The 25,674-nt window shown below is 52.2% G+C and carries 26 protein-coding genes; 23 read left to right on the forward strand and 3 right to left on the reverse strand.

Features of this window, described 5'->3' with window-relative positions; translation table 11 throughout:
• Window positions 1–104: 104 nt before the first annotated feature.
• From ACO7SM_RS15455 to gltL, 8 genes are all read left to right on the forward strand, one after another.
• The gene (locus tag ACO7SM_RS15455) at window positions 105–1,151 is read left to right on the forward strand and encodes a PhoH family protein (protein WP_490468264.1); all 1,047 of its coding nucleotides are present in this window, start codon (window positions 105–107) and stop codon (window positions 1,149–1,151) included.
• On the forward strand, window positions 1,148–1,615 hold the full coding sequence (ybeY, locus tag ACO7SM_RS15460; protein WP_490468265.1) for an rRNA maturation RNase YbeY: 468 nt from the start codon (window positions 1,148–1,150) through the stop codon (window positions 1,613–1,615). The genes ACO7SM_RS15455 and ybeY overlap by 4 nt, the downstream gene beginning before the upstream one ends.
• A 98-nt stretch (window positions 1,616–1,713) precedes the next feature.
• On the forward strand, window positions 1,714–2,592 hold the full coding sequence (corC, locus tag ACO7SM_RS15465) for a CNNM family magnesium/cobalt transport protein CorC (RefSeq protein ID WP_162382563.1): 879 nt from the start codon (window positions 1,714–1,716) through the stop codon (window positions 2,590–2,592).
• Window positions 2,593–2,611: 19 nt separating this feature from the next.
• Window positions 2,612–4,150 carry an apolipoprotein N-acyltransferase gene (gene lnt / locus ACO7SM_RS15470; protein ID WP_490468266.1) on the forward strand — a complete coding sequence of 513 codons (1,539 nt, stop codon included), beginning with the start codon at window positions 2,612–2,614 and terminating at the stop codon, window positions 4,148–4,150.
• Window positions 4,151–4,514: 364 nt separating this feature from the next.
• Window positions 4,515–5,423, forward strand: a complete 909-nt coding sequence (locus ACO7SM_RS15475; RefSeq protein WP_490468267.1) for an amino acid ABC transporter substrate-binding protein — start codon at window positions 4,515–4,517, stop codon at window positions 5,421–5,423.
• A gap of 158 nt (window positions 5,424–5,581) precedes the next feature.
• Window positions 5,582–6,322: a glutamate/aspartate ABC transporter permease GltJ gene (gltJ, locus tag ACO7SM_RS15480; RefSeq protein ID WP_192611547.1), complete on the forward strand. Its 741-nt coding sequence runs from the start codon at window positions 5,582–5,584 to the stop codon at window positions 6,320–6,322.
• Window positions 6,322–6,996: a glutamate/aspartate ABC transporter permease GltK gene (gene gltK / locus ACO7SM_RS15485; RefSeq protein ID WP_490468268.1), complete on the forward strand. Its 675-nt coding sequence runs from the start codon at window positions 6,322–6,324 to the stop codon at window positions 6,994–6,996. Before gltJ ends, gltK begins: the two co-directional genes overlap by 1 nt.
• Window positions 6,996–7,721 (forward strand): glutamate/aspartate ABC transporter ATP-binding protein GltL, encoded by a 726-nt coding sequence (gene gltL / locus ACO7SM_RS15490; RefSeq protein ID WP_162382568.1) that lies wholly within the window; start codon window positions 6,996–6,998, stop codon window positions 7,719–7,721. The genes gltK and gltL overlap by 1 nt, the downstream gene beginning before the upstream one ends.
• 145 nt (window positions 7,722–7,866) lie before the next feature.
• Here the strand turns inward: gltL and ACO7SM_RS15495 are convergent, their stop codons facing one another.
• The gene (locus ACO7SM_RS15495) at window positions 7,867–8,349 is read right to left on the reverse strand and encodes a zinc ribbon-containing protein (RefSeq protein WP_162382569.1); all 483 of its coding nucleotides are present in this window, start codon (window positions 8,347–8,349) and stop codon (window positions 7,867–7,869) included.
• 235 nt (window positions 8,350–8,584) lie between these two features.
• Here ACO7SM_RS15495 and leuS point away from each other — a divergent pair, with 235 nt between their 5' ends.
• Genes leuS through nadD form a run of 4 tightly spaced genes read left to right on the forward strand, consistent with a single transcriptional unit; the run spans window position 8,585 to window position 13,449 of the window.
• A complete protein-coding gene (gene leuS, locus ACO7SM_RS15500) occupies window positions 8,585–11,167 on the forward strand; it encodes a leucine--tRNA ligase (RefSeq protein ID WP_490468269.1) in 2,583 nt (860 codons plus the stop codon).
• A gap of 14 nt (window positions 11,168–11,181) precedes the next feature.
• Window positions 11,182–11,775, forward strand: coding sequence for an LPS assembly lipoprotein LptE (gene lptE, locus ACO7SM_RS15505; RefSeq protein WP_490468270.1), 594 nt, complete (start codon window positions 11,182–11,184; stop codon window positions 11,773–11,775).
• Window positions 11,775–12,806, forward strand: coding sequence for a DNA polymerase III subunit delta (holA, locus tag ACO7SM_RS15510; protein ID WP_490468271.1), 1,032 nt, complete (start codon window positions 11,775–11,777; stop codon window positions 12,804–12,806). Before lptE ends, holA begins: the two co-directional genes overlap by 1 nt.
• A 1-nt stretch (window position 12,807) precedes the next feature.
• Complete coding sequence (gene nadD / locus ACO7SM_RS15515; protein ID WP_490470960.1) at window positions 12,808–13,449, forward strand: nicotinate-nucleotide adenylyltransferase; 642 nt, start codon at window positions 12,808–12,810, stop codon at window positions 13,447–13,449.
• Here nadD and cobD read toward each other — a convergent pair.
• Window positions 13,424–14,518 carry a threonine-phosphate decarboxylase CobD gene (cobD, locus tag ACO7SM_RS15520; protein WP_490468272.1) on the reverse strand — a complete coding sequence of 365 codons (1,095 nt, stop codon included), beginning with the start codon at window positions 14,516–14,518 and terminating at the stop codon, window positions 13,424–13,426. The two genes, nadD and cobD, sit on opposite strands and share 26 nt — an antisense overlap.
• Before the next feature lie 98 nt (window positions 14,519–14,616).
• Between cobD and ACO7SM_RS15525 the strand changes: the two genes are divergently transcribed.
• The 11 genes from ACO7SM_RS15525 (at window position 14,617) to lipA (ending at window position 25,310) form a co-directional block, all read left to right on the forward strand.
• Window positions 14,617–15,228, forward strand: a complete 612-nt coding sequence (locus ACO7SM_RS15525) for an adenosylcobalamin/alpha-ribazole phosphatase (protein ID WP_490468273.1) — start codon at window positions 14,617–14,619, stop codon at window positions 15,226–15,228.
• A 257-nt stretch (window positions 15,229–15,485) separates the two neighbouring features.
• On the forward strand, window positions 15,486–15,803 hold the full coding sequence (gene rsfS, locus ACO7SM_RS15530) for a ribosome silencing factor (RefSeq protein WP_490468274.1): 318 nt from the start codon (window positions 15,486–15,488) through the stop codon (window positions 15,801–15,803).
• 3 nt (window positions 15,804–15,806) lie between these two features.
• The gene (gene rlmH / locus ACO7SM_RS15535; protein WP_003022725.1) at window positions 15,807–16,274 is read left to right on the forward strand and encodes a 23S rRNA (pseudouridine(1915)-N(3))-methyltransferase RlmH; all 468 of its coding nucleotides are present in this window, start codon (window positions 15,807–15,809) and stop codon (window positions 16,272–16,274) included.
• 31 nt (window positions 16,275–16,305) lie between these two features.
• On the forward strand, window positions 16,306–18,207 hold the full coding sequence (gene mrdA, locus ACO7SM_RS15540; protein WP_490468275.1) for a peptidoglycan DD-transpeptidase MrdA: 1,902 nt from the start codon (window positions 16,306–16,308) through the stop codon (window positions 18,205–18,207).
• 2 nt (window positions 18,208–18,209) lie between these two features.
• Window positions 18,210–19,322: a peptidoglycan glycosyltransferase MrdB gene (mrdB, locus tag ACO7SM_RS15545; protein WP_192611537.1), complete on the forward strand. Its 1,113-nt coding sequence runs from the start codon at window positions 18,210–18,212 to the stop codon at window positions 19,320–19,322.
• Window positions 19,323–19,332: 10 nt separating this feature from the next.
• Window positions 19,333–20,421 (forward strand): endolytic peptidoglycan transglycosylase RlpA, encoded by a 1,089-nt coding sequence (rlpA, locus tag ACO7SM_RS15550; RefSeq protein WP_490468276.1) that lies wholly within the window; start codon window positions 19,333–19,335, stop codon window positions 20,419–20,421.
• 140 nt (window positions 20,422–20,561) lie between these two features.
• Window positions 20,562–21,773, forward strand: a complete 1,212-nt coding sequence (gene dacA, locus ACO7SM_RS15555; RefSeq protein WP_192611535.1) for a D-alanyl-D-alanine carboxypeptidase DacA — start codon at window positions 20,562–20,564, stop codon at window positions 21,771–21,773.
• A gap of 107 nt (window positions 21,774–21,880) precedes the next feature.
• Entirely contained in the window at window positions 21,881–22,144 is a 264-nt protein-coding gene (gene ybeD, locus ACO7SM_RS15560; RefSeq protein WP_003022706.1) for a DUF493 family protein YbeD, read from the forward strand.
• Window positions 22,145–22,242: 98 nt separating this feature from the next.
• The gene (lipB, locus tag ACO7SM_RS15565) at window positions 22,243–22,884 is read left to right on the forward strand and encodes a lipoyl(octanoyl) transferase LipB (RefSeq protein ID WP_490468277.1); all 642 of its coding nucleotides are present in this window, start codon (window positions 22,243–22,245) and stop codon (window positions 22,882–22,884) included.
• A 297-nt stretch (window positions 22,885–23,181) separates the two neighbouring features.
• Entirely contained in the window at window positions 23,182–24,156 is a 975-nt protein-coding gene (locus ACO7SM_RS15570; RefSeq protein WP_490468278.1) for a YbeF family transcriptional regulator, read from the forward strand.
• A 188-nt stretch (window positions 24,157–24,344) separates the two neighbouring features.
• Window positions 24,345–25,310 carry a lipoyl synthase gene (lipA, locus tag ACO7SM_RS15575; RefSeq protein ID WP_490468279.1) on the forward strand — a complete coding sequence of 322 codons (966 nt, stop codon included), beginning with the start codon at window positions 24,345–24,347 and terminating at the stop codon, window positions 25,308–25,310.
• Between the two features lie 97 nt (window positions 25,311–25,407).
• Here lipA and tatE read toward each other — a convergent pair whose 3' ends face one another.
• Window positions 25,408–25,611 carry a twin-arginine translocase subunit TatE gene (gene tatE / locus ACO7SM_RS15580; RefSeq protein WP_192611531.1) on the reverse strand — a complete coding sequence of 68 codons (204 nt, stop codon included), beginning with the start codon at window positions 25,609–25,611 and terminating at the stop codon, window positions 25,408–25,410.
• Window positions 25,612–25,674 lie beyond the last annotated feature (63 nt).

Here is a 25,674-nt window from a genome sequence, read left to right on the forward strand (position 1 = left end):
CCCATCTTCATTGCAATGCTTGCGCCTTTATCCTGTGGCGTGAATAATTTCCTTACAGGCCGGGAATATTCATCTTCCGGCATCCTATGCATAAGAGGAACAGTTTGAACATAGACACTCGCGAAATCACCCTTGAGCCAGCAGACAATGCCCGCCTGCTGAGCCTTTGCGGCCCGTTTGATGACAACATTAAACAGCTGGAGCGCCGTCTCGGCATCGAGATTAACCGCCGTGACAACCACTTTAAACTGACCGGTCGCCCGATTTGCGTAACGGCTGCGGCAGATATTTTGCGCAGTCTGTATGTCGATACCGCGCCGGTGCGTGGTCAAACGCAGGATATTGAGCCGGAACAGATCCACCTCGCCATCAAAGAAGCGCGGGTGCTGGAACAGAGCGCAGATAGCGTGCCGGAATACGGCAAAGCGGTGAACATCAAAACCAAACGCGGCGTGATTAAGCCACGTACGCCGAACCAGGCGCAATACATCGCCAATATTCTTGATCACGATATCACCTTCGGGGTTGGCCCCGCCGGTACAGGCAAAACGTACCTTGCCGTCGCCGCTGCCGTCGATGCCCTTGAGCGTCAGGAAATTCGTCGTATTCTGCTGACCCGTCCGGCGGTAGAAGCCGGAGAAAAACTGGGATTCCTGCCAGGCGATCTGAGCCAAAAAGTTGATCCGTATTTGCGTCCCTTGTATGACGCCCTGTTCGAAATGTTAGGTTTTGAAAAGGTCGAAAAACTGATTGAACGCAACGTGATTGAAGTCGCACCGCTGGCCTATATGCGTGGTCGTACCCTGAACGACGCCTTTATCATTCTCGATGAAAGCCAGAACACCACCATCGAACAGATGAAAATGTTTCTGACGCGTATCGGTTTTAATTCTAAAGCGGTGATCACCGGCGACATCACGCAGATTGACCTGCCGCGCAGCACCAAATCAGGCCTGCGCCACGCCATTGAAGTCCTCTCTGAAGTCGATGAGATCAGTTTTAATTTCTTCCACAGTGAAGACGTTGTACGCCACCCGGTGGTCGCGCGGATCGTTACCGCCTATGAAGCCTGGGAAGAAGCAGAACAAAAACGGAAAGCAGAACTGGCTGCCGTTCGTAAGCATGAAGCCCAGGAGCAAGGACAAAAATGAGTCAGGTTATTCTCGATTTACAGCTCGCATGTGAAAACAACACGGGCTTACCGGAAGAAAGTCAGTTTCAGACATGGCTGAATGCGGTGATCCCACAGTTTCAGGAAGAGTCAGAAGTCACCATTCGTCTGGTGGATGAAGCGGAAAGTCACGAGCTTAACCTGACGTACCGTGGCAAAGATAAGTCGACTAACGTACTCTCTTTCCCGTTTGAAGCGCCACCGGGCATTGAGATGCCGCTGTTGGGCGATTTGGTCATCTGCCGTCAGGTGGTTGAGCAAGAAGCGAAAGAACAGGGTAAACCGCTGGATGCTCACTGGGCGCATATGGTGGTGCACGGTAGTCTGCATTTATTGGGCTACGATCATATCGAAGATGACGAAGCGGAAGAGATGGAATCCCTTGAAACAGAGATTATGCTTGCTCTGGGCTATGAGGATCCGTACATTGCCGAGAAGGAATAAGCGACCGGGCTGATGCCCGGCTGCTGGATACCATGCCGTGCGCTGAATACACGCGTGACGAGCGACCCATTAACTCACATGAGAACCCATACGACGCCATGAGCGACGACAATTCACACAGTAGTGACACATTAAACAGCAAAAAGGGATTTTTCTCCCTGTTACTGAGCCAACTGTTCCACGGTGAACCGAAAAACCGTGACGAACTGCTGGCGCTGATCCGTGATTCCGGGCAGAACGAGCTTATCGATGAAGATACGCGCGACATGCTCGAAGGGGTGATGGACATTGCGGACCAACGCGTTCGTGACATCATGATCCCCCGTTCCCAGATGATAACCCTGAAACGCAACCAAACCCTGGACGAGTGCCTTGATGTCATCATCGAGTCTGCTCATTCGCGTTTTCCGGTGATCAGCGAAGACAAAGATCACATTGAAGGGATTCTGATGGCGAAGGATTTGCTGCCGTTTATGCGCAGCGATGCCGATGCTTTCAGCATGGAAAAAGTGTTACGCCAGGCAGTTGTCGTACCTGAGAGTAAGCGTGTTGACCGCATGCTGAAGGAGTTTCGCTCTCAGCGTTACCATATGGCGATCGTCATTGACGAATTCGGCGGTGTTTCGGGTCTGGTGACCATTGAAGATATTCTTGAACTGATTGTCGGTGAAATTGAAGACGAGTACGACGAAGAAGACGATATCGACTTCCGTCAACTCAGTCGCCACACCTGGACTATTCGCGCACTGGCGCCCATTGAAGACTTCAACGAAGCCTTCGGCACCCACTTTAGCGATGAAGAGGTCGACACCATTGGTGGACTGGTGATGCAGGCGTTTGGTCATCTGCCCGCGCGGGGTGAAACCATCGACATTGATGGTTATCAGTTCAAAGTGGCGATGGCCGATAGCCGTCGTATTATTCAGGTTCATGTCAGAATTCCGGATGACTCACCTCAGCCGAAACTGGACGAATAAAACCAGGATTGGACTTAAAATGGCATTTGCCTCATTGATTGAACGCCAGCGCATTCGCCTGCTGCTGGCGTTATTATTCGGCGCCTGCGGGACGCTGGCCTTTTCTCCGTATGACTTCTGGCCTGCCGCGATTGTGTCGCTCATGGGTTTGCAGGCCCTCACCTTAAATCGCCGTCCGCTTCAGTCTGCCGCCGTGGGGTATTTCTGGGGGCTGGGACTCTTCGGCTCCGGCATTAACTGGGTTTACGTTAGCATTGCGCAGTTTGGCGGCATGCCCGGCCCGGTTAACGTCTTTCTGGTGGTGTTGCTGGCCGCCTATCTCTCGCTTTATACAGGGCTTTTTGCTGGCGTATTATCACGCTTGTGGCCAAAGACTACCTGGCTTCGCGTGGCGATTGCCGCCCCTGTTGTCTGGCAGATAACGGAATTCCTGCGCGGCTGGGTATTAACCGGCTTCCCGTGGCTGCAGTTCGGTTACAGCCAGATTGACGGCCCACTGAAAGGGCTGGCGCCGGTAATGGGTGTGGAAGCCATAAACTTCCTGTTGATGATGGTCAGCGGTCTGTTGGTCCTCGCCATCGCTACTCGCCAATGGCGTCCCTTTGTCGTGGCGGTGGTGCTTTTCGCCCTTCCCTTCCCACTGCGTTATATCCAGTGGTATACCCCTGAGCCGGAAAAGACCATCCAGGTTTCCATGGTACAGGGCGATATCCCTCAATCGCTGAAGTGGGATGAGAATCAGCTGATCAACACGCTGAAAATCTATCTCGACGCCTCACAGCCTGAGCTCGGGAAATCACAGTTGATTATCTGGCCGGAGTCCGCCATTCCGGATCTGGAAATTAATCAGCAGCGTTTTCTTGGCATGATGGATGGCCTGCTGAAATCGAAAAACAGTACGCTGATTACCGGCATTGTTGATGCGCGTCTGAACAAGAAAAACCGTTACGACACGTACAACACCATCATCACGCTGGGTAAAGACAGTCCGTACAGCTACGACTCCACCAATCGCTATAACAAAAACCACCTTGTTCCGTTTGGCGAGTTTGTCCCGCTGGAGTCTATTCTGCGCCCGCTTGCACCGTTCTTCGACCTGCCGATGTCGTCATTCAGTCGTGGGCCGTATGTGCAGCCGCAACTGCTTGCGCACGGCTTCAAACTGACCGCCGCCATTTGCTACGAGATCATTCTCGGAGAACAGGTACGCGACAATTTCCGCCCCGATACCGATTACCTGCTGACCATCTCGAACGATGCCTGGTTTGGTAAATCGATTGGTCCATGGCAGCACTTCCAGATGGCGCGGATGCGTTCACTGGAGCTGGCGCGTCCGCTGCTGCGCAGTACCAATAACGGTATTACGGCAGTCATTGGGCCGCAGGGTGACATCCAGGCGATGATCCCACAGTTTACCCGTCAGGTATTGACCACTCGCGTCACGCCAACGACGGGCCTGACGCCATACGCCCGTACCGGCAACTGGCCGCTGTGGATTATCACCGCATTGTTGGGTTTTGGTGCCGTGATTATGAGTCTGCGCCAGCGTCGTAAGTAATCTCCTTCCCCTTTTGCCCGGTGGCGCTTCGCTACCGGGCAAACAATTTCCCTCCCGTACTTCACTCTGGCACGCCTATTGCTTTGTTATACAAAGCAAATGCGTTTTTGCCGATTGTGCAACCCGGTCGCACCCGTTTCGTTCGCGGGTAGCGCCAAAATAGTGCAATGACAAATTTTTGCCTCTAAACGGTGCGGCGCACCTCGCAAAAATAAACAATAACGCAGCAATATCTTTACATTAAGCCAGACTAAATGTTAACAAACAGTCATAACACTGCACATTAAAGTTGCAGGTGATAACAACACAGACACTCACAATGGGTATCAATGCGTTTTTGACGCAGACGATAAAGGAGTTGGATATGCAATTACGTAAGCTGGCCACAGCAATGCTGGTGATAGGAATGTCTGCCGGTCTGGCGCATGCAGAAGATGCAGCACCCGCCGCCGGTAGCACGCTGGAAAAGATCGCGAAAAACGACGTCATCGTTGTCGGCCATCGCGAATCCTCAGTGCCATTCTCTTATTACGACAACCAGCAGAAAGTGGTGGGTTATTCACAGGATTACTCTAACGCCATCGTTGAAGCCGTGAAGAAAAAACTCAACAAACCTGACCTGCAGGTGAAGCTTATCCCAATCACCTCTCAGAACCGTATCCCGCTACTGCAAAACGGCACATTCGACTTTGAATGCGGCTCCACCACCAACAACCTTGAGCGTCAGAAACAAGCGGCCTTCTCCGACACTATTTTCGTCGTCGGAACGCGTCTGCTGGCGAAAAAAGGCGGTGATATTAAAGACTTCCCTGACCTGAAAGGGAAAGCAGTCGTCGTCACCTCCGGCACGACCTCTGAAGTGCTGCTGCATAAACTGAATGAAGAACAAAAAATGGACATGCGCATCATCAGCGCGAAAGACCATGGCGACTCCTTCCGTACCCTGGAAAGCGGTCGTGCGGTGGCCTTTATGATGGATGACGCGCTGCTGGCCGGCGAACGTGCGAAAGCGAAGAAACCGGACAACTGGGAAATCGTCGGCAAGCCGCAATCTCAGGAAGCCTACGGCTGTATGCTGCGTAAAGACGATCCCGAGTTTAAAAAGCTGATGGATGACACCATCGCCACAGCACAGACCTCAGGTGAAGCGGAGAAATGGTTCGCTAAATGGTTTAAAAACCCGATCCCACCGAAGAACCTGAATATGAATTTTGAACTGTCTGAGCAGATGAAAACGCTGTTCAAAGAACCGAATGATAAAGCGCTTAACTAACTAAAATAATGGGAGGTTTTCCCTCCCTCTCGATTGCTGCTCAGCACGGACAGACTATATGCCAGGTGGTCGTTCCCCACCTGGCCTGAAAACCGCAAATCGCTGTGCAACAATCTTCGAGGGTAGCCCTGCTACCCTTTTTTTTCTGGAGTAGATTTATGTCAATAGACTGGAACTGGGGGATTTTTTTACAACAAGCCCCGTTCGGCAACACCACCTATCTCGGCTGGCTCTGGAGCGGCTTTCAGGTCACCGTCGCGTTATCTATTAGCGCCTGGATTATTGCTTTCCTGGTCGGCTCTTTATTCGGCATCCTGCGCACCGTTCCTAACCGCTTCCTCTCCAGCCTCGGCACGCTGTATGTAGAACTGTTTCGTAACGTCCCGCTGATTGTTCAATTTTTCACCTGGTATCTGGTTATCCCTGAACTGCTGCCCGAAAATATCGGCATGTGGTTCAAGTCTGAGCTTGACCCCAACATTCAATTCTTTCTCTCTTCCCTGTTTTGTCTGGGGCTGTTTACTGCTGCGCGTGTTTGCGAACAGGTTCGTGCCGCTATCCAGTCATTGCCGCGTGGACAAAAAAATGCCGCACTGGCCATGGGCCTGACGCTGCCGCAGGCGTATCGCTATGTTTTGCTGCCGAATGCGTATCGCGTGATTGTGCCGCCAATGACCTCAGAGATGATGAACCTGGTGAAAAACTCGGCCATCGCGTCCACGATTGGTCTGGTGGACATGGCCGCACAGGCGGGAAAATTGCTGGATTACTCCGCTCACGCCTGGGAATCGTTTACCGCTATTACGCTGGCCTATGTGTTGATTAACGCCTTCATCATGCTGGTGATGAGTCTGGTGGAACGCAAAATCCGCCTGCCTGGCAATTTGGGAGGCAAATAATGTACGAGTTTGACTGGAGTTCTATTGTTCCCTCCCTGCCTTATCTGCTGGCGGGACTGGTCATTACCCTGAAAATTACCGTCACTGCGGTTATCATCGGGATTGTCTGGGGAACCGTTCTCGCGGTGATGCGACTTTCCAGCTTTGCACCTGTTGCCTGGTTTGCCAAAGCCTACGTCAACGTGTTCCGCTCCATCCCGCTGGTGATGGTGCTGCTGTGGTTTTACCTGATTGTGCCGGGGCTCTTACAGGATGTACTTGGACTCTCACCGAAAGCCGATATTCGGTTGATTTCAGCGATGGTCGCGTTTTCCATGTTTGAAGCGGCATATTACTCAGAGATTATCCGTGCCGGTATCCAGAGTATTTCACGCGGTCAGTCCAGCGCGGCGCTGGCATTAGGAATGACACACTGGCAGTCAATGAAACTGATCATACTGCCGCAGGCGTTTCGCGCGATGGTGCCGTTGCTGCTCACCCAGGGCATTGTGCTGTTCCAGGATACCTCCCTGGTCTACGTATTAAGTCTGGCAGACTTCTTCCGTACCGCCTCCACCATTGGCGAACGCGACGGTACACAGGTCGAAATGATTCTGTTCGCGGGTGCCGTCTATTTTGTTATTAGCCTGAGCGCGTCGTTGTTGGTCACCTATCTGAAGAAAAGGACAGTTTAATGATTACCCTGAAAAATGTTTCTAAATGGTATGGTCACTTTCAGGTGCTGACCGACTGCTCCACAGAAGTGCAAAAAGGGGAAGTGGTGGTCGTGTGCGGCCCTTCGGGCTCCGGTAAATCGACGCTAATCAAAACGGTAAACGGGCTGGAGCCCGTTCAACAGGGAGAAATTACCGTCGACGGCACCGTCGTTAACGATAAAAAAACGGATCTGGCGAAACTACGCTCTCGTGTCGGGATGGTTTTCCAACACTTTGAACTGTTCCCGCACCTGTCTATCATTGAAAACCTGACGCTGGCGCAAGTCAAAGTCCTCAAGCGTGAGAAAGAACCTGCTCGCAAAAAGGCGCTGAAACTGCTTGAGCGTGTGGGTCTTTCTGCGCATGCCGACAAGTTTCCGGCGCAGCTTTCCGGGGGCCAGCAGCAGCGTGTGGCGATCGCCCGCGCCTTGTGTATGGATCCCATCGCAATGTTGTTTGATGAACCGACTTCCGCGCTCGATCCGGAAATGATCAATGAAGTTCTGGATGTCATGGTGGAACTGGCGCACGAAGGCATGACCATGATGGTGGTAACTCACGAGATGGGCTTTGCCCGAAAAGTGGCCAATCGGGTCATTTTTATGGATGAAGGAAAAATCGTCGAGGACTCGGAAAAAGAGGCCTTCTTTGCTAACCCGAAATCAGAACGCGCCAAAGATTTCCTCGCTAAAATTCTGCATTAATCTTGCAGGCGAAGAGGTTCGCTTTTTACGCCTGAACGATGCCGGATGGCGCTAACGCTTATCCGGCCTGGGCAACAGTGCATTTGTAGGCCGGATAAGACGCGCTAGCGTCGCTATCCGGCACAATGCATTACGGCTCAATGCATCACGGCTCAAACGGCCTGCGCTGGAACTGGTCGTGACCACATTTCGGACACAGCGGCAGCACATCCGGGGTGTAGACCGCTAAATGGAAATGGCATTTTTCACAGACCAGATTGCCAAGCCCTACGACCTCTCCGCTGTGATAAACGCCGTGATGGCTCAAATCCTGAAAAACTTCGCGCCACTCCAACTGCGTTTTGTCGGTGATGTCGGCCAGTTCCTGCCAGATGCTCTCTTTGATCACCCGCATAAAAACGCTGTCGGTTTCCTCGCTCTGGCTCTCCTCGTAGCTCATGGCGAACTCTTCCAGGTCACGTCTGACGGCGCGTGTCAGTTCGTCCACCTCCGTTCGTGTTAACTCCCCTGCCTGCAAAACACGTTGACGCGCCTGTGCTACCAACGCGTCAATATCTCGTTCGCCATTTCGCAAGCGTTCGCTTAATGACGCCACCAGTTCACGGTAATATTGAGCAACCTTGTTCATCACTTCGCCTCCTGGGTCGTTAACTGTCTATAATAATAGACGTTATTTGCGTTCCACTCTGCAAGAGTGCCCACAGAGTATGTAAATTCGTGCAAGAATTATCCTTACGGGAATTCAGAGCAGAATGCGCGAAAGGCTGTTTTGACGCGGGCGTTTGGGCTATGCTATGCGGATCTGAAACACCACCTCTAAGGCTACGTTTGTAGCTGTATTGAAAACAGGACCACTGGCTGCCATGCAAGAGCAATACCGCCCGGAAGAGATAGAATCCAAAGTACAGCTTCACTGGGATGAGAAGCGCACATTTGAAGTTACCGAAGACGAGAGCAAAGAGAAGTATTACTGCCTGTCTATGCTTCCCTATCCTTCTGGTCGACTACACATGGGCCACGTACGTAACTACACCATTGGTGACGTGATCGCTCGTTACCAGCGTATGCTGGGCAAAAACGTCCTGCAGCCTATCGGCTGGGATGCATTCGGTCTGCCTGCAGAAGGCGCAGCGGTAAAAAATAACACCGCCCCGGCACCGTGGACGTATGACAACATCGCCTACATGAAAAACCAGCTCAAAATGCTGGGCTTCGGTTATGACTGGAGCCGCGAGCTGGCGACCTGTACCCCGGAATACTACCGTTGGGAACAAAAATTCTTCACCGAACTGTATAAAAAAGGGTTGGTGTATAAGAAAACGTCGGCGGTGAACTGGTGCCCTAACGACCAGACCGTGCTGGCGAACGAGCAGGTGATCGACGGCTGCTGCTGGCGCTGTGACACCAAAGTTGAGCGTAAAGAGATCCCGCAGTGGTTTATTAAAATCACCGCTTACGCTGACGAACTGCTGCGCGATCTGGACAACCTGGATCACTGGCCTGACACCGTTAAGACTATGCAGCGTAACTGGATTGGCCGCTCTGAAGGCGTAGAAATCACCTTCAACGTGACCGGTTATGACAACACGCTGACCGTCTATACCACCCGTCCTGACACCTTTATGGGCACGACGTATCTGGCGGTTGCTGCGGGTCACCCACTGGCACAGAAAGCCGCCGAAAATAACCCACAGCTGGCGTCCTTTATCGACGAGTGCCGTAATACCAAAGTTGCCGAAGCAGAGATGGCGACCATGGAGAAGAAAGGCGTTGATACTGGCTTTAAAGCGGTTCATCCGTTAACGGGTGAAGAGATTCCGGTGTGGGCGGCAAACTTTGTCCTGATGGAATACGGTACTGGCGCCGTAATGGCGGTACCAGGCCACGACCAGCGCGATTACGAGTTTGCATCAAAATACGGTCTGAACATCAAACCGGTTATCCTGGCGGCTGATGGCTCCGAACCGGATCTGTCCGCGCAAGCGCTGACCGAAAAAGGCGTTCTGTTTAACTCTGGTGAATTCAGCGGTCTGAGCTTTGAAGAAGGTTTCAACGCTATCGCCGACAAATTAACAGCGCTGGGCGTCGGTGAGCGTAAAGTGAACTACCGTCTGCGCGACTGGGGCGTTTCCCGTCAGCGTTACTGGGGCGCACCAATCCCGATGGTGACACTGGAAGACGGTACGGTACTGCCGACCCCGGAAGATCAACTGCCGGTGATCCTGCCAGAAGATGTGGTCATGGACGGTATCTCCAGCCCGATCAAAGCCGATCCAGAGTGGGCGAAAACCACCGTTAACGGCCAGCCAGCGCTGCGCGAAACGGACACTTTCGACACCTTTATGGAGTCCTCCTGGTATTACGCGCGTTACACCTGCCCGCAGTACAATGACGGTATGCTGGATTCGGAAGCGGCAAACTACTGGCTGCCGGTCGACATTTACATCGGTGGTATTGAACACGCCATCATGCACCTGCTCTATTTCCGCTTCTTCCACAAGCTGATGCGCGACGCAGGCATGGTCAACTCTGACGAACCGGCTAAGCAGTTGCTGTGTCAGGGTATGGTGCTGGCAGACGCCTTCTACTACGTTGGCGAGAACGGCGAGCGTAACTGGGTTTCTCCGGTTGATGCTATCGTTGAGCGCGACGAAAAAGGCCGTATTGTTAAAGCCAAAGATGCCGCGGGCCATGAGCTGGTGTATACCGGCATGAGCAAAATGTCCAAGTCCAAAAATAACGGTATCGACCCGCAGGTGATGGTTGAACGTTACGGCGCGGACACCGTGCGTCTGTTTATGATGTTTGCGTCCCCGGCTGATATGACGCTGGAGTGGCAGGAATCCGGTGTTGAAGGGGCAAACCGCTTCCTGAAACGTGTCTGGAAACTGGTTTACGAACATACGTCTCAGGGCGATGTTGTCGCGCTGGATGTCGCAAGCCTGAGCGAAGATCAAAAAGCGCTGCGCCGCGACGTCCATAAAACGATTGCGAAAGTGACCGATGATATTGGTCGTCGTCAGACCTTCAACACCGCGATCGCCGCGATTATGGAGCTGATGAACAAGCTGGCGAAAGCTCCGACGGAAAGCGAGCAGGATCGCGCCCTGATGCAGGAAGCGCTGCTGGCGGTTGTCCGTATGCTCAACCCGTTCACACCGCATGCAAGCTTTACCTTGTGGCAGGCGCTGAAAGGCGAAGGTGATATCGATAACGCACCGTGGCCTGTCGCTGACGAAAGCGCGATGGTTGAAGACTCCACGCTGGTTGTGGTTCAGGTCAACGGCAAAGTCCGTGGCAAAATCACCGTTCCGGTGAATGCAACTGAAGAGCAGGTTCGCGAACGTGCTGGCCAGGAACATCTGGTAGCAAAATATCTTGATGGAGTGACCGTGCGTAAAGTGATTTACGTTCCGGGTAAACTTCTCAATCTGGTCGTTGGCTAAGCGCGGGAGGAAGCGTGCGATTTCTGACAACATTGGTGTTATCTCTGGCGGTGCTGACCACCGCCGGATGTGGCTGGCACCTGCGTAATACCACGCAGGTTCCTGACACAATGAAAACCATGATTCTGGACTCAGGCGATCCGAACGGCCCGTTAAGCCGTGCGGTGCGTAATCAGTTACGTCTGAATGATATCGAATTGCTTGATAAAGATTCGATGCGTCAGGATGTTCCGTCGTTGCGCCTGGGCCTGGTGAATATTTCCTCAGATACGGCCTCTGTTTTCCGGGACGGTCAAACGGCGGAGTATCAAATGGTAATGACCGTTAACGCCAGCGTACTGATGCCAGGGCATGGCATCTACCCTATCAGTGCAAAAGTGTATCGTTCATTCTTTGACAACCCGCAGATGGCGCTGGCAAAAGACAATGAACAAGACATGATCATTAAAGAGATGTATGAAAAAGCAGCTGAACAATTGATTCGTAAACTCACGAGCGTTCATATTGCTGATGTTCAGTCATCCAAAGAAGACGACGCGACGGTTGAGAGCTCAACCGTCGCTCCGGCAACGTCATCGTCACGCGTCACTACCACGCTGGGTAACTGATGCTTAAGTTGTACCCTGAACAACTCCGCGCACAGCTCAATGAAGGGCTGCGCGCGGCGTATTTATTACTCGGCAATGACCCGCTTCTGTTGCAGGAAAGCCAGGATGCTGTCCGTCAGGTCGCTGCCGAAAAGGGATTTGAAGAACACCACACCTTCACGATCGATACCAGTACCGACTGGGATTCTCTATTCTCGTTATGCCAGGCCATGAGTCTGTTTGCCAGTCGGCAAACGCTCCTTTTACTGCTTCCCGAGAATGGCCCCAACGCCGCCATCAATGAGCAACTCGCGACACTAACGACCTTGCTGCATGACGATCTCCTGCTGATCGTTCGGGGCAATAAGCTCACCAAAGCCCAGGAAAATGCGCCGTGGTATACCGCGCTGACTGCGACAGGCGTGCAGGTCAGTTGCCAGACACCGGAGCAAGCCCAGCTTCCACGCTGGGTTGCCGCCCGGGCAAAGCAAAATGGTCTGCATCTCGATGACGCGGCAAATCAGCTGCTGTGTTACTGCTACGAAGGTAACCTGTTGGCGCTGGCGCAGGCGCTGGAACGGCTGTCATTGCTGTGGCCCGACGGGAAACTCACGCTGCCACGCGTGGAGCAAGCCGTTAACGATGCCGCCCATTTTACCCCTTTCCATTGGGTGGATGCGTTGCTGATGGGCAAAAGCAAACGCGCGCTGCATATCTTGCAGCAGCTGCGGCTCGAAGGCAGCGAACCCGTGATTCTGCTGCGCACAATACAGCGTGAGTTACTGTTACTGGTTAACCTGAAACGACAATCGGCGCATACGCCGCTGCGCGCATTATTTGATAAGCATCGGGTATGGCAAAATCGCCGGGGTATGGTTGGCGATGCGCTGAATCGCCTGAGCCAGACTCAACTCCGCCAGGCGGTACAGTTACTGACACGCACAGAAATTACGCTTAAACAAGATTACGGTCAGTCGGTGTGGGCTGAGCTGGAGGGACTCTCTCTCCTGCTCTGTCATAAAGCACTGGCCGATGTTTTTATTGATGGCTGATATGAAATCATTGCAGGCTCTGTTTGGCGGCACCTTTGATCCGGTGCATTATGGTCATCTCAAACCCGTAGAAACGCTGGCCAATTTGATTGGCTTGTCCCGGGTTATTGTCATGCCCAACAACGTGCCGCCGCATCGCCCGCAACCAGAAGCCTCGGGAATCCAGCGCAAACACATGCTTGAACTGGCCATCGCCGACAAACCGTTATTTGTTCTGGATGAGCGTGAGCTGAAACGCCCCACCGCCTCTTACACTGCGCAAACGCTGCACGAATGGCGGATTGAGCAGGGCCCTGAATGCCCTCTGGCCTTTATCATCGGCCAGGACTCACTGCTCACCTTCCCCTCATGGTATGACTATGAAACCATTCTGGACAATACCCATTTGATCGTCTGTCGGCGTCCGGGATACCCGCTGCAAATGGCGAATGAGCAACATCAGCAATGGCTGGAACGCCATCTGACCTCGGTGCCAGATGATTTACACCTGTCACCTGCAGGCAAAATCTATCTGGCAGAAACCCCATGGTTCAATATCTCCGCAACGTTAATTCGCGAGCGTCTGGAAAAAGGCGAGCCCTGCGATGATTTGCTGCCTGAGTCGGTGCTGAACTACATCAATCAGCAGGGACTGTATCAGTAAACACTGCGCTCAGCGCAGTGAGCAGCGGGTTATTCTCCTCGCGGCTACGAATTGCTACCCGGTAAAAACGAGTATCAAGGCCTGGGTAGTTGGCGCAACTGCGAATCAAAATATGCTGTTCCAGCAAAGCCTGTTGTAAATCAACGCCCTTCCTGTCACACCGTAACAGAAGATAATTCGCCTGGCCGGGATACACCGTCAGCCCCGGTAATGCACGCAAACGCGCATAAAATCGCTGGCCCTCGTGTGCCAGCCACTGCCACGTCGCCTGCTGATACGCGGTATCCTGCAATATAATTTCACCGGCAAGTGCGGCAAACGCATTGATAGACCACGGCATTTGCTGATTACGCATCTTCGCCACGGCACGCTCGTCACTGTTGACCAGATACCCCAGGCGCAGGCCCGGTATGGCGTAAAATTTGGTGAGCGAGCGTAGTACCCAGATGTGCGGATGTTGTTCCAGCAGCGGAATAAATCCCTGCTGATCAGGAATAAAATCAATGAATGCTTCGTCGAGGATCAAGGCGATTCCCAGCGCTTTACAGCGTTCGGCGATCGTCAGGATCAAATGGGGATCAGGCAGCAGCCCGGTCGGGTTGTTGGGCGTACAAAGAAAGAGGCAATCCAGTTCAGGCGTCAACGCACCGAGGATCGCGTCAGTCAACTGCCAGCCATCGGCTTCACGAAGCGCAAACTCGCGGATCTGACACTCCCCCCACTGTAGCGCCCGCCGGTATTCGGCAAATCCTGGGGTCACAATCATCGCATGGCGCGGCTTGAGGCCTTTCACCAGCGTAAAGATAGACTCCGTTTCGCCATTGCCCGCCAGAATCCACGCAGCAGGAATGCCATGATGTCGCGCCAGCGCCTGATGCAAACTGAAATATTCCACGTCAGGATATTTCTCTGCACTGGCAAGATTGTCGACGATCGCGCGTTTTAGGCTTTCAGGCATACCCAGGGGATTGATATTTGCGCTAAAATCCAGCAACTGTTCAGGCAAGATGCCCAACAATGCGGCGGCTTCCCGGGTGTTACCGCCATGTTCACTCTTCAGTAGAGACATCGTGCCGCTCCGGCTAAAAGCGTCTAGTTTATTGAAAAAACCTTGCGCAATCAGGGCGAATATCATGTTTTGCGTGAATAGGTATCAAGAGGGAAAAAATGCGACTCTGGTTAGTACGTCATGGGGAAACCGAAGCTAACGTAGCCGGGCTATACAGTGGCCATGCGCCCACACCGCTGACAGACAAAGGAATAGCACAGGCCAGCACGTTGCATACATTGCTGCGTGATGTGCCTTTCGAGAAGGTGTTTTGCAGTGAACTGGAGCGCGCTCGCCACACCGCGCGGTTGGTTCTGCACGAACGTGACGTTCCGGTGCGTATTTTACCGGAGCTTAATGAGATGTTTTTTGGCGACTGGGAAATGCGACACCACCGCGATCTGGCACGTGAAGACGCCGAAAGCTACGCCGCCTGGTGCGCAGACTGGCAAAACGCCATTCCCACCAATGGCGAAGGTTTTCAGGCTTTTTCGCAGCGCATCGAACGGTTCATCGCACAATTATCTGATTACAAAGAATATAATAACTTACTGGTGGTCAGCCATCAGGGCGTATTGAGCCTGCTGATTGCACGGCTGTTATCGATGCCCGCAACCTCGATATGGCATTTCCGGGTCGATCAGGGCTGCTGGAGCGCCATTGATTTCTGTGAAGATTTTGCCACGTTAAAGGTGTTGAACAGTCGGGCAATCTGGACGCCGGGTGAGTAAAACTCTCTTTTTTCACTTCAGCGGCGTCGCGATCATTGACACCCCCTGACAGGCTGATATCCTCCGCAGCCAGACTTTTTTCGTCGTTCAGAGCTTCGCAGAAATTGTTTTACAAAAATGGCGATGCATTCTGTTGCGTGGGGTGGGATGATAGCCCACTTTCTAAAGCCTGTTCGGTGACTTTTGTCCCGACATCGCCTCTGGTTCAGGTATACTAACGGGCCTTTTTATCTCTATTCATACCCCAGGGGGAAAACTTGCAGGGTAAAGCACTCCAGGATTTTGTTATTGACAAAATTGATGACCTGAAAGGTCAGGACATCATCACCTTAGACGTTCAGGGTAAATCCAGTATCACCGACTGCATGATTATCTGCACCGGTACATCCAGCCGTCATGTTATGTCCATCGCCGACCACGTGGTACAGGAATCTCGCGCTGCCGGTATGCTGCCGCTCGGCGTTGAAGGTGAAAACGTGGCAGACTGGATTGTCGTTGACCTGGGCGATGTCATCGTTCATGTCATGCAGGAAGAGAGCCGTCGTCTGTACGAACTGGAAAAACTCTGGAGTTAATGCGTGAAGCTTCAACTTGTCGCTGTTGGCACGAAAATGCCTGACTGGGTACAAACGGGATTTACGGAGTACCTTCGGCGTTTTCCAAAAGACATGCCTTTTGAGCTGATAGAAATTCCAGCGGGAAAGCGCGGCAAGAACGCGGATATTAAACGCATACTCGACAAAGAGGGTGAACAGATGCTGGCCGCCGCAGGCAAAAACCGCATCGTCACCCTGGATATCCCGGGCAAACCCTGGGATACGCCGCAACTGGCGACAGAACTGGAACGCTGGAAGCTGGATGGCCGCGACGTCAGCCTGCTGATTGGCGGCCCGGAGGGATTATCTCCGGCCTGTAAAGCAGCGGCAGAACAAAGCTGGTCCCTCTCTGCGCTAACGCTTCCCCACCCGCTTGTACGGGTGCTGGTCGCAGAGAGTCTGTACCGGGCGTGGAGCATTACCACCAATCACCCTTATCACCGTGAGTGATCGTTTAAGCCTTGAGTAGATTAAGCAGCGGATGAAACTACAGAATTCTTTTCGCGACTATACGGCTGAGTCCGCGCTGTTTGTGCGCCGGGCGCTGGTTGCCTTTTTGGGTATATTGCTGCTGACCGGCGTGCTCATCGCCAACCTTTATAATCTGCAAATCGTGCGTTTTACCGATTATCAGACCCGTTCAAATGAAAACCGTATCAAACTGGTGCCTATCGCCCCCAGTCGCGGGATCATATACGACCGTAACGGTATCCCCTTAGCCCTTAACCGCACCATTTATCAGATAGAAATGATGCCTGAAAAGGTGGATAACGTTCAGGAAACGCTGGATGCGCTACGCAGTGTCGTCGATTTAAACGATGACGATATCGCGGCCTTCAAAAAAGAGCGCTCGCGCTCCCACCGCTTTACCTCTATTCCCGTTAAAACGAACCTGACAGAAGTTCAGGTGGCGCGTTTTGCCGTCAATCAGTACCGTTTTCCCGGCGTGGAAGTGAAAGGCTATAAACGTCGCTACTACCCGTATGGTTCTGCGCTGACCCACGTCATTGGCTACGTTTCAAAGATTAACGACAAAGATGTCGAGCGCCTTGATAAAGACGGCAAACTGGCCAACTATGCTGCAACGCATGATATCGGTAAGCTCGGTATTGAGCGTTATTACGAAGAAGTTCTGCACGGTCAGACCGGTTACGAAGAAGTTGAAGTCAACAACCGTGGGCGCGTTATTCGCCAGCTCAAAGAAGTGCCGCCGCAGGCCGGGCGCGACATCTACCTGACGTTGGATCTTAAACTTCAGCAATATATCGAAACGCTGCTGGCAGGCAGCCGTGCCGCTGTCGTGGTGACCGATCCCCGAACGGGCGGCGTACTGGCGATGGTCTCCATGCCAAGTTACGATCCTAACCTCTTTGTCGATGGCATCTCCAGCAAAGATTATTCAGGTTTGCTCAACGATCCGAATACGCCGCTGGTGAACCGCGCCACCCAGGGTGTTTATCCTCCTGCCTCAACGGTGAAACCGTATGTGGTGGTATCTGCGCTCAGTGCCGGGGTGATCAACCGCAATACCGGTCTGTTTGACCCAGGCTGGTGGCAGTTGCCGGGTTCCGAGAAGCGCTACCGCGACTGGAAAAAATGGGGTCATGGCCACCTTAACATCACGAAATCACTGGAAGAGTCTGCGGATACGTTTTTCTATCAGATCGCCTATGACATGGGGATAGACCGCCTCTCCGAGTGGATGAGTAAGTTTGGCTACGGTCATTATACCGGGATCGACCTCTCCGAAGAGCGTTCCGGCAACATGCCGACCCGTGAGTGGAAACAAAAGCGCTTTAAGAAACCGTGGTATCAGGGTGATACCATTCCGGTAGGTATCGGCCAGGGATACTGGACCGCGACACCTATCCAGATGAGTAAAGCGCTGATGATCCTGATCAACGACGGTGTGGTGAAGGTTCCTCATCTCCTGATGAGTACGACAGAAAACGGTAAACAGGTTCCCTGGGAGCAACCGCCCGAAAAACCGGTCGGTGATATCCATTCGGGTTACTGGGAGCTGGCAAAAGATGGGATGTATGGCGTGGCAAACCGTGGGAACGGTACTGCGCATAAATACTTCGCCAGCGCGCCTTACAAAATTGCCGCAAAATCCGGTACCGCGCAGGTGTTTGGTCTGAAAGCCAATGAAACCTACAATGCGCACAAAATTGCCGAGCGTTTACGTGACCATAAACTGATGACGGCATTCGCGCCGTACAACGATCCGCGGGTTGCCGTGGCAATCATCCTTGAAAACGGTGGCGCAGGCCCGGCGGTGGGGACGATCATGCGTCAAATCCTCGACCACATAATGTTGGGTGATAACAACACCAATTTGCCTGCGGAAAACCCAGCGGTTACAGCGGCGGAGGACCAATAATCATGACGGATAATCCGAACAAACGAACGTTCTGGGACAAGATTCATATCGATCCCACCATGATGCTTATTCTGCTTGCGCTGCTGGTATACAGCTCACTGGTTATCTGGAGCGCCAGCGGCCAGGACATTGGCATGATGGAGCGAAAAGTAGGGCAAATCGCCATGGGCCTGGTGGTCATGGTGGTGATGGCGCAAATCCCCCCTCGTGTCTACGAAGGCTGGGCCCCCTATCTGTATATTTTCTGTATTATTTTGCTGGTGGCGGTCGATGCCTTCGGCGCAATATCCAAAGGGGCGCAACGCTGGCTTGATCTTGGCATCGTGCGTTTTCAACCCTCTGAGATTGCAAAAATAGCGGTTCCCCTGATGGTCGCGCGCTTTATCAACCGTGATGTCTGCCCGCCTTCATTAAAGAACACGGCGATCGCGCTGGTTTTGATCTTCATGCCTACGCTGCTGGTGGCAGCGCAGCCTGACCTTGGCACTTCAATTCTGGTTGCGCTTTCCGGTCTGTTCGTGCTGTTCCTTTCCGGCCTGAGCTGGCGACTGATTGGCGTAGCCGTGGTGCTGGTTGCCGCGTTTATCCCCATCTTGTGGTTCTTCCTGATGCATGACTATCAGCGCCAACGCGTGATGATGCTTCTTGATCCGGAAACCGACCCTCTGGGTGCGGGTTATCACATTATCCAGTCGAAAATTGCCATTGGCTCGGGTGGGCTGCGCGGCAAGGGATGGTTACACGGCACGCAGTCGCAGCTGGAATTCTTACCTGAACGCCATACTGACTTTATCTTTGCGGTGCTGGCAGAAGAACTCGGTCTGGTCGGCATATTAATTCTACTCGCACTTTACATTTTGCTGATCATGCGCGGGCTGTGGATTGCCGCCAGGGCACAAACGACCTTCGGCCGGGTCATGGCTGGTGGTTTGATGTTGATATTATTCGTTTATGTTTTCGTAAATATTGGTATGGTGAGCGGTATTCTGCCCGTTGTCGGGGTTCCACTCCCGCTGGTCAGTTATGGTGGCTCCGCACTGATCGTGCTGATGGCCGGGTTCGGGATTGTTATGTCGATCCACACCCACAGAAAAATGTTGTCGAAAAGCGTGTAAGGGGTACGCAATGCGTAAGCAGTGGTTTGGAATCTGCATCGCAGCAGGAATGCTCGCGGCATGTACGAGTGATGATGGTCAGCAACAAACGACCGTCGCACCGCAGCCAGCGGTATGTAATGGGCCGATTGTTGAAATCAGCGGAGCCGATCCGCGTTTTGAACCGCTCAACCCAACGGCAAATCAGGATTATCAGCGCGACGGTAAAAGCTACAAAATCGTGCAGGATCCTTCTCGCTTTAGCCAGGCTGGGCTCGCCGCTATTTATGATGCCGAGCCGGGCAGCAACCTGACCGCGTCAGGCGAAACGTTCGATCCGATGCAGCTTACCGCCGCGCACCCGACGCTGCCGATCCCCAGCTATGTGCGAGTCACTAACCTGGCTAACGGTCGCATGATTGTCGTTCGTATCAACGATCGCGGTCCTTACGGCAATGATCGGGTGATTTCACTCTCCCGTGCCGCTGCCGACCGACTGAACACGTCGAACAATACCAAAGTGCGGATTGATCCTATTATCGTCGCACAGGATGGTTCGCTCTCCGGCCCCGGTATGGCGTGTACGACCGTTGCGAAACAAACCTACGCCCTGCCTTCTCGCCCTGATCTCAGCGGCGGTACGGGGGGTCCCTCTTCTGCACCAGACTCAACACCGCCACAAGGTGATGTTCGCCCGATCAGCAACTCGACGCTAACAAGCGAAGATTCTGCCGGTGCGCCAGTCAGCAGCAGTGGTTTCCTGGGTGCGCCAACCACATTAGCACCAGGCGTACTGGAAGGTAGCGAACCCACGCCTGCGCCCGCCGCAACGACGTCACCCGTCACCGCCCCCACATCAAGTGCGGCAGTAACGCCAGCCTCATCGACGTCTATCAGCGGTCACTTTGTGGTTCAGGTCGGTGCCGTGAGCGATCAGGCTCGCGCGAAACAGTATCAACAGCGCTTAGGCCAGCAGTTTGGTGTACCGGGTCGCGTAGTGCAAAACGGTGCCGTCTGGCGTATTCAGCTCGGGCCGTTCGCCAGTAAAAACGAAGCCAGTACCTTGCAACAACGGTTGCAATCCGAAGCTCAATTACAGTCCTTTATTACCGGCGCGTAGCGGTGTAAAGCAGGCATCTGAACTGTCAGTTTTGTCAATGACGCTAACAAAGTCATGCCGAAAGTCAGATGCCTGCGGGTATAGCATTTGCTATAGTAGGGCACTTTTTTAATTTCATCACGGATGTCGTAGTTCAGACCATGAAGACCACTTTTTCCGCTCGTTTCCTGCAGCGCATGGCGCTCACCACGGCGCTTTGCGCAGCCTCCATATCCGCTGTGCATGCCGATGACCTGAATATTAAAACCATGATCCCGGGTGTTCCGCAGATCGATGCGGAGTCATACATCCTGATCGATTACAATTCCGGAAAAGTCCTGGCAGAGCAGAACGCTGACATGCGTCGCGACCCGGCAAGTCTGACGAAGATGATGACCAGCTATGTCATCGGTCAGGCAATGAAAGCCGGTAAATTTAAAGAAACGGATCTGGTTACTGTTGGCAACGACGCCTGGGCGACAGGCAACCCGGTATTTAAAGGTTCATCCCTGATGTTCCTGAAACCCGGTATGCAGGTTCCCGTTTCACAGTTGATCCGTGGTATTAACCTGCAATCCGGCAACGACGCCTGTGTCGCGATGGCGGATTTCGCCGCGGGTAGCCAGGACGCCTTTGTCGGCCTGATGAACAGCTACGTTAGCGCGCTGGGCTTGCAAAACACGCATTTCCAGACGGTGCATGGCCTTGATGCTGACGGTCAATACAGCTCTGCGCGCGACATGGCGCTGATCGGTCAGGCCTTAATCCGCGACGTGCCTAACGAATACTCCATCTACCGCGAAAAAGAATTTACCTTTAACGGTATTCGTCAGTTAAACCGTAACGGTCTGCTGTGGGATAACAGCCTGAAGGTCGACGGTATCAAAACGGGTCACACTGACAAAGCAGGGTATAACCTTGTCGCCTCTGCAACCGAAGGTCAGATGCGTTTGATTTCTGCGGTGATGGGCGGTCGTACTTACAAAGGGCGTGAAACAGAAAGCAAGAAACTGCTGACCTGGGGTTTCCGTTTCTTTGAAACCGTAAACCCACTGAAGGTCGGCAAAGAATTTGCATCTGAACCCGCCTGGTTTGGTGATACCGATCGCGCCTCGTTAGGCGTTGATAAAGACGTCTACCTGACGATCCCACGCGGTCGAATGAAAGACCTGAAAGCCAGCTATGTTCTGAACACCACTGAATTGCATGCCCCGCTGCAAAAAAACCAGGTGGTCGGCACAATCAACTTCCAGCTTGATGGTAAAACCATTGAGCAGCGCCCACTGGTGGTGTTGCAGGAAATTCCTGAAGGGAACTTCTTCGGTAAAATCGTTGATTACATTAAGTTAATGTTCCACCACTGGTTTGGTTAAAAATTGAACACTTGAAAGTGTGATTTCCATCCCCATATACTAAGCATCAGTAAAACTCCCGCTCATTGGCGGGAGTTATTATTTATTTACGTTACGCCGGAGCTGACATGAAAACCAAACTTAACGAACTGCTTGAATTCCCTACACCATTTACTTACAAAGTAATGGGGCAGGCGTTGCCTGAGCTGGTTGATCAGGTGGTTGAAGTGGTACAGCGCCATGCGCCAGGTGATTACTCCCCGACGGTAAAACCCAGCAGCAAAGGCAATTACCACTCGGTCTCTATCACCATCACTGCGACTCATATTGAGCAGGTAGAAACCCTGTATGAAGAATTAGGCAACATCGACATCGTTCGTATGGTGCTGTAAGTCGTATTACCGTGGTTACCCGGCGTCGTCCGGGTAACAGCGTTTCCCTCTGTGATATACTTTCCCCTCTTTTATTCATTCTCTACGGAGATGCCGTTTTGTATCAGGATAAAATTCTTGTCCGCCAGCTCGGTCTTCAGCCTTACGAGCCCGTTTCCCAGGCTATGCACGAATTCACCGATACCCGCGATGAAAACAGCAATGATGAAATTTGGCTGGTTGAGCATCATCCTGTCTTCACGCAAGGTCAGGCCGGTAAAGCGGAACACGTATTAATGCCGGGAGATATTCCCGTCATCCAGAGCGATCGCGGCGGGCAAGTCACTTATCACGGCCCGGGTCAGCAGGTAATGTATGTGCTGCTGGATCTTAAGCGCCGTAAGCTGGGCGTCCGTGAGCTGGTCACGTTGCTGGAACAAACTGTCGTCAATACCCTTGCCGAGCTGAATATCGACGCGCATCCGCGTGCCGATGCGCCGGGTGTGTATGTTGGCGAAAAGAAAATTTGTTCTTTGGGCTTACGCATCCGTCGTGGCTGTTCATTTCATGGTCTGGCACTCAACGTAAATATGGATCTTTCACCGTTCTTACGTATCAATCCTTGTGGTTACGCAGGGATGGAGATGGCCAAAATATCTCAATGGGATAGCGAAGCGACAACCGATAATGTACGCCCCCGATTACTGGCGAACATGTTAGTTTTGCTTAACAATCCAGAGCATGAATATATCAAGTCGTAATCCGTGAAATATAATGACCCATATATTTTTGGGTCATTAGTTATATACACTTTGAATGCTTTACTTCCCCTCCCGCTTTCTATATTTTCAATCAATCTACTATAACGTCGTTATGGCTTTGCCTAATTCAACTGCATGATAAAATGACGAACCACATGAAAAATAAAGACTATTTTTCGACTCTCTTATTGAAATAAATGCAGATAATTGCGTTGGTTAATTTTCAATCTTAAATATAAATTCAGGGTATTGTATTTATTAAATCATTCAAAACACGAATGATTTCGGAGCAAAAAAGTGAATGACGGTAATGTGTCTGAAAAACGTCCTCCTGAACATCAGCGAGAAGAACAGCCTCAAATATTCAAGACCCTAAGAAATATCGACCTCAACCTTTTGACTATTTTTGAAGCGGTCTATGTCCATAAAGGTGTTGTTAATGCCGCCAAAATTCTCAATCTGACGCCGTCGGCTATTAGCCAGTCTATTCAAAAACTACGGACGATATTTCCTGATCCCTTATTTATTAGAAAGGGTCAGGGCGTTACGCCAACCCGTTATGCCACACACCTGCACGAGTATATTAGTCAGGGCTTCGAATCGATTCTTGGGGCACTGGATCTGACAGGTAGTTACGATAAGCAACGCACGATTACCATCGGCACAACCTCTTCCGTCGGCGCGCTGGTCATGCCAGAAATCTACAACGCCATCAGACAGCGTTACCCGCAACTTCTGCTGCGCAACACTCCCGTCAGCAACGCGGAAAACCAGTTGACCCAGTTTCAGACAGACCTGATCATCGACAACCACACCTATAACAATCAGGCGATACACCGCCACGTCTTGTTTACAGACACCCTGGAGCTTGTCTGTCGTCAGGATCACCCGTTGCTTTCGGGAGCACTCACCGAAGACAATCTGAAGAACGCAGAACATACCCTGCTGATGCTGGAAGGTCAGAATCTGCACCCGTTACGTCAACGCGTGCAGGAGATGTTCCCGGAACGGCAGGTCAGCTTTAGTAGCTACAACATCTTTACTATCGCATCGATGATTGCGAACAGCGACGTGATCGGCATGATGCCTGCACGTTTTTACACGTTGTTTAGCCATTGCTGGTCGCTTAAAAATATCCCTTACGCGGCTCTCAACGAGGAAAAAATCGCATTTTCACTGCATTACAACAAAGTGAGTCTGCGCGATCCTATCCTTGAGAACGTTATCGACATCATACGCAGTGCTTTCCGATGTGAAGATGTTGCAGCTTAGCCGCCCGGGAGGGGGAGATGAAGAGCACAAAACAACAACTATTTTACATTTTGCCGGCCACTCAGGCTGCTTTATGGCCCGTTTCAATGGTATACTGCGTATAGTTAATTCAAAAATAGTTGATAAATACAACATTTCCTTGAATTGAAACGCTTACCTTCGTTATTCGCAACTGGAACACGCACGCTATGAGTAAACCCATTGTGATGGAACGCGGTGTTAAATACCGCGATGCCGATAAGATGGCCCTTATCCCGGTAAAAAATGTGGCAACAGAGCGTGAAGCCCTGCTGCGTAAACCGGAATGGATGAAAATAAAGCTTCCAGCGGACTCCACTCGTATTCAGGGCATCAAAGCAGCAATGCGTAAGAATGGCCTGCATTCTGTCTGCGAGGAAGCCTCCTGCCCTAACCTGGCTGAATGTTTCAATCACGGTACCGCGACGTTCATGATCCTCGGCGCGATTTGTACCCGCCGCTGTCCGTTCTGTGACGTTGCGCATGGACGTCCGGTTGCCCCGGATGCCAACGAGCCGTCAAAACTGGCGCAGACGATTGCTGATATGGCGTTACGCTATGTTGTCATCACCTCCGTCGATCGCGACGATCTGCGTGATGGCGGCGCTCAGCACTTTGCTGATTGCATTACGGCCATTCGCGAGAAAAGCCCGACGATCAAAATTGAGACGCTGGTACCGGACTTCCGTGGCCGTATGGATCGCGCACTGGAAATCCTCACAGAAACACCACCGGATGTCTTTAACCATAACCTGGAGAACGTTCCGCGTATCTATCGCCAGGTTCGCCCGGGGGCTGACTACAATTGGTCTCTGAAGTTACTGGAACGCTTTAAAGAAGCGCATCCGGAGATCCCAACCAAATCGGGTCTGATGGTCGGTCTGGGTGAAACCAACGCTGAAATCATTGAGGTTATGCGCGATTTACGTCGCCATGGCGTGACCATGCTGACCCTGGGTCAGTATCTGCAGCCAAGTCGTCACCACCTGCCGGTACAGCGCTATGTCAGCCCTGATGAGTTTGAGGAAATGAAAGCGGAAGCAATGGCGATGGGCTTTACCCATGCCGCATGTGGGCCGTTTGTTCGTTCCTCTTACCATGCAGATTTGCAGGCAAAAGGACTGGAAGTTAAGTGATCGCGTAACACTCACTTACATTTCAGACAAAAAAAACCGGCAAATCGCCGGTTTTTTTCTCTGTAGAGTATAACGTGCGGACATCCTGCTCCGGGTATTACTCTTTGTGAGAGAGTTTCTCAGCCTGAACGTCACCGCTTGCGTCTTTCTTCGCTCCGGCATCTTCATCGTTCATCGCTTTCTTGAAGCCTTTAATTGCCGATCCCAGGTCTCCACCCAGCGTACGTAACTTCTTGGTACCAAACAGCAGAACAACCAGTGCGGCAACCACCAGCAGTTTGGTAATACTAATCTCACCCATAGATACCTTCTTAACTTAAAACAGGCTGCGTTACGCGCCGTATTAACCTGAAAATTGTAACGG

It is taken from the genome of Citrobacter sp. LJND-P06, from assembly GCF_058188415.1.

Bases quoted from the DNA above. Each gene is read 5' to 3' on its own strand.
- ybeY (WP_490468265.1), top strand. From the start codon at position 1,148: ATGAGTCAGGTTATTCTCGATTTACAGCTCGCATGTGAAAACAACACG.
- corC (WP_162382563.1), top strand. From the start codon at position 1,714: ATGAGCGACGACAATTCACACAGTAGTGACACATTAAACAGCAAAAAG.
- lnt (WP_490468266.1), top strand. From the start codon at position 2,612: ATGGCATTTGCCTCATTGATTGAACGCCAGCGCATTCGCCTGCTGCTG.
- ACO7SM_RS15475 (WP_490468267.1), top strand. From the start codon at position 4,515: ATGCAATTACGTAAGCTGGCCACAGCAATGCTGGTGATAGGAATGTCT.
- gltJ (WP_192611547.1), top strand. From the start codon at position 5,582: ATGTCAATAGACTGGAACTGGGGGATTTTTTTACAACAAGCCCCGTTC.
- gltK (WP_490468268.1), top strand. From the start codon at position 6,322: ATGTACGAGTTTGACTGGAGTTCTATTGTTCCCTCCCTGCCTTATCTG.
- gltL (WP_162382568.1), top strand. From the start codon at position 6,996: ATGATTACCCTGAAAAATGTTTCTAAATGGTATGGTCACTTTCAGGTG.
- ACO7SM_RS15495 (WP_162382569.1), bottom strand. From the start codon at position 8,349: ATGAACAAGGTTGCTCAATATTACCGTGAACTGGTGGCGTCATTAAGC.
- leuS (WP_490468269.1), top strand. From the start codon at position 8,585: ATGCAAGAGCAATACCGCCCGGAAGAGATAGAATCCAAAGTACAGCTT.
- holA (WP_490468271.1), top strand. From the start codon at position 11,775: ATGCTTAAGTTGTACCCTGAACAACTCCGCGCACAGCTCAATGAAGGG.
- nadD (WP_490470960.1), top strand. From the start codon at position 12,808: ATGAAATCATTGCAGGCTCTGTTTGGCGGCACCTTTGATCCGGTGCAT.
- cobD (WP_490468272.1), bottom strand. From the start codon at position 14,518: ATGTCTCTACTGAAGAGTGAACATGGCGGTAACACCCGGGAAGCCGCC.
- ACO7SM_RS15525 (WP_490468273.1), top strand. From the start codon at position 14,617: ATGCGACTCTGGTTAGTACGTCATGGGGAAACCGAAGCTAACGTAGCC.
- mrdA (WP_490468275.1), top strand. From the start codon at position 16,306: ATGAAACTACAGAATTCTTTTCGCGACTATACGGCTGAGTCCGCGCTG.
- mrdB (WP_192611537.1), top strand. From the start codon at position 18,210: ATGACGGATAATCCGAACAAACGAACGTTCTGGGACAAGATTCATATC.
- rlpA (WP_490468276.1), top strand. From the start codon at position 19,333: ATGCGTAAGCAGTGGTTTGGAATCTGCATCGCAGCAGGAATGCTCGCG.
- dacA (WP_192611535.1), top strand. From the start codon at position 20,562: ATGAAGACCACTTTTTCCGCTCGTTTCCTGCAGCGCATGGCGCTCACC.
- ybeD (WP_003022706.1), top strand. From the start codon at position 21,881: ATGAAAACCAAACTTAACGAACTGCTTGAATTCCCTACACCATTTACT.
- lipA (WP_490468279.1), top strand. From the start codon at position 24,345: ATGAGTAAACCCATTGTGATGGAACGCGGTGTTAAATACCGCGATGCC.
- tatE (WP_192611531.1), bottom strand. From the start codon at position 25,611: ATGGGTGAGATTAGTATTACCAAACTGCTGGTGGTTGCCGCACTGGTT.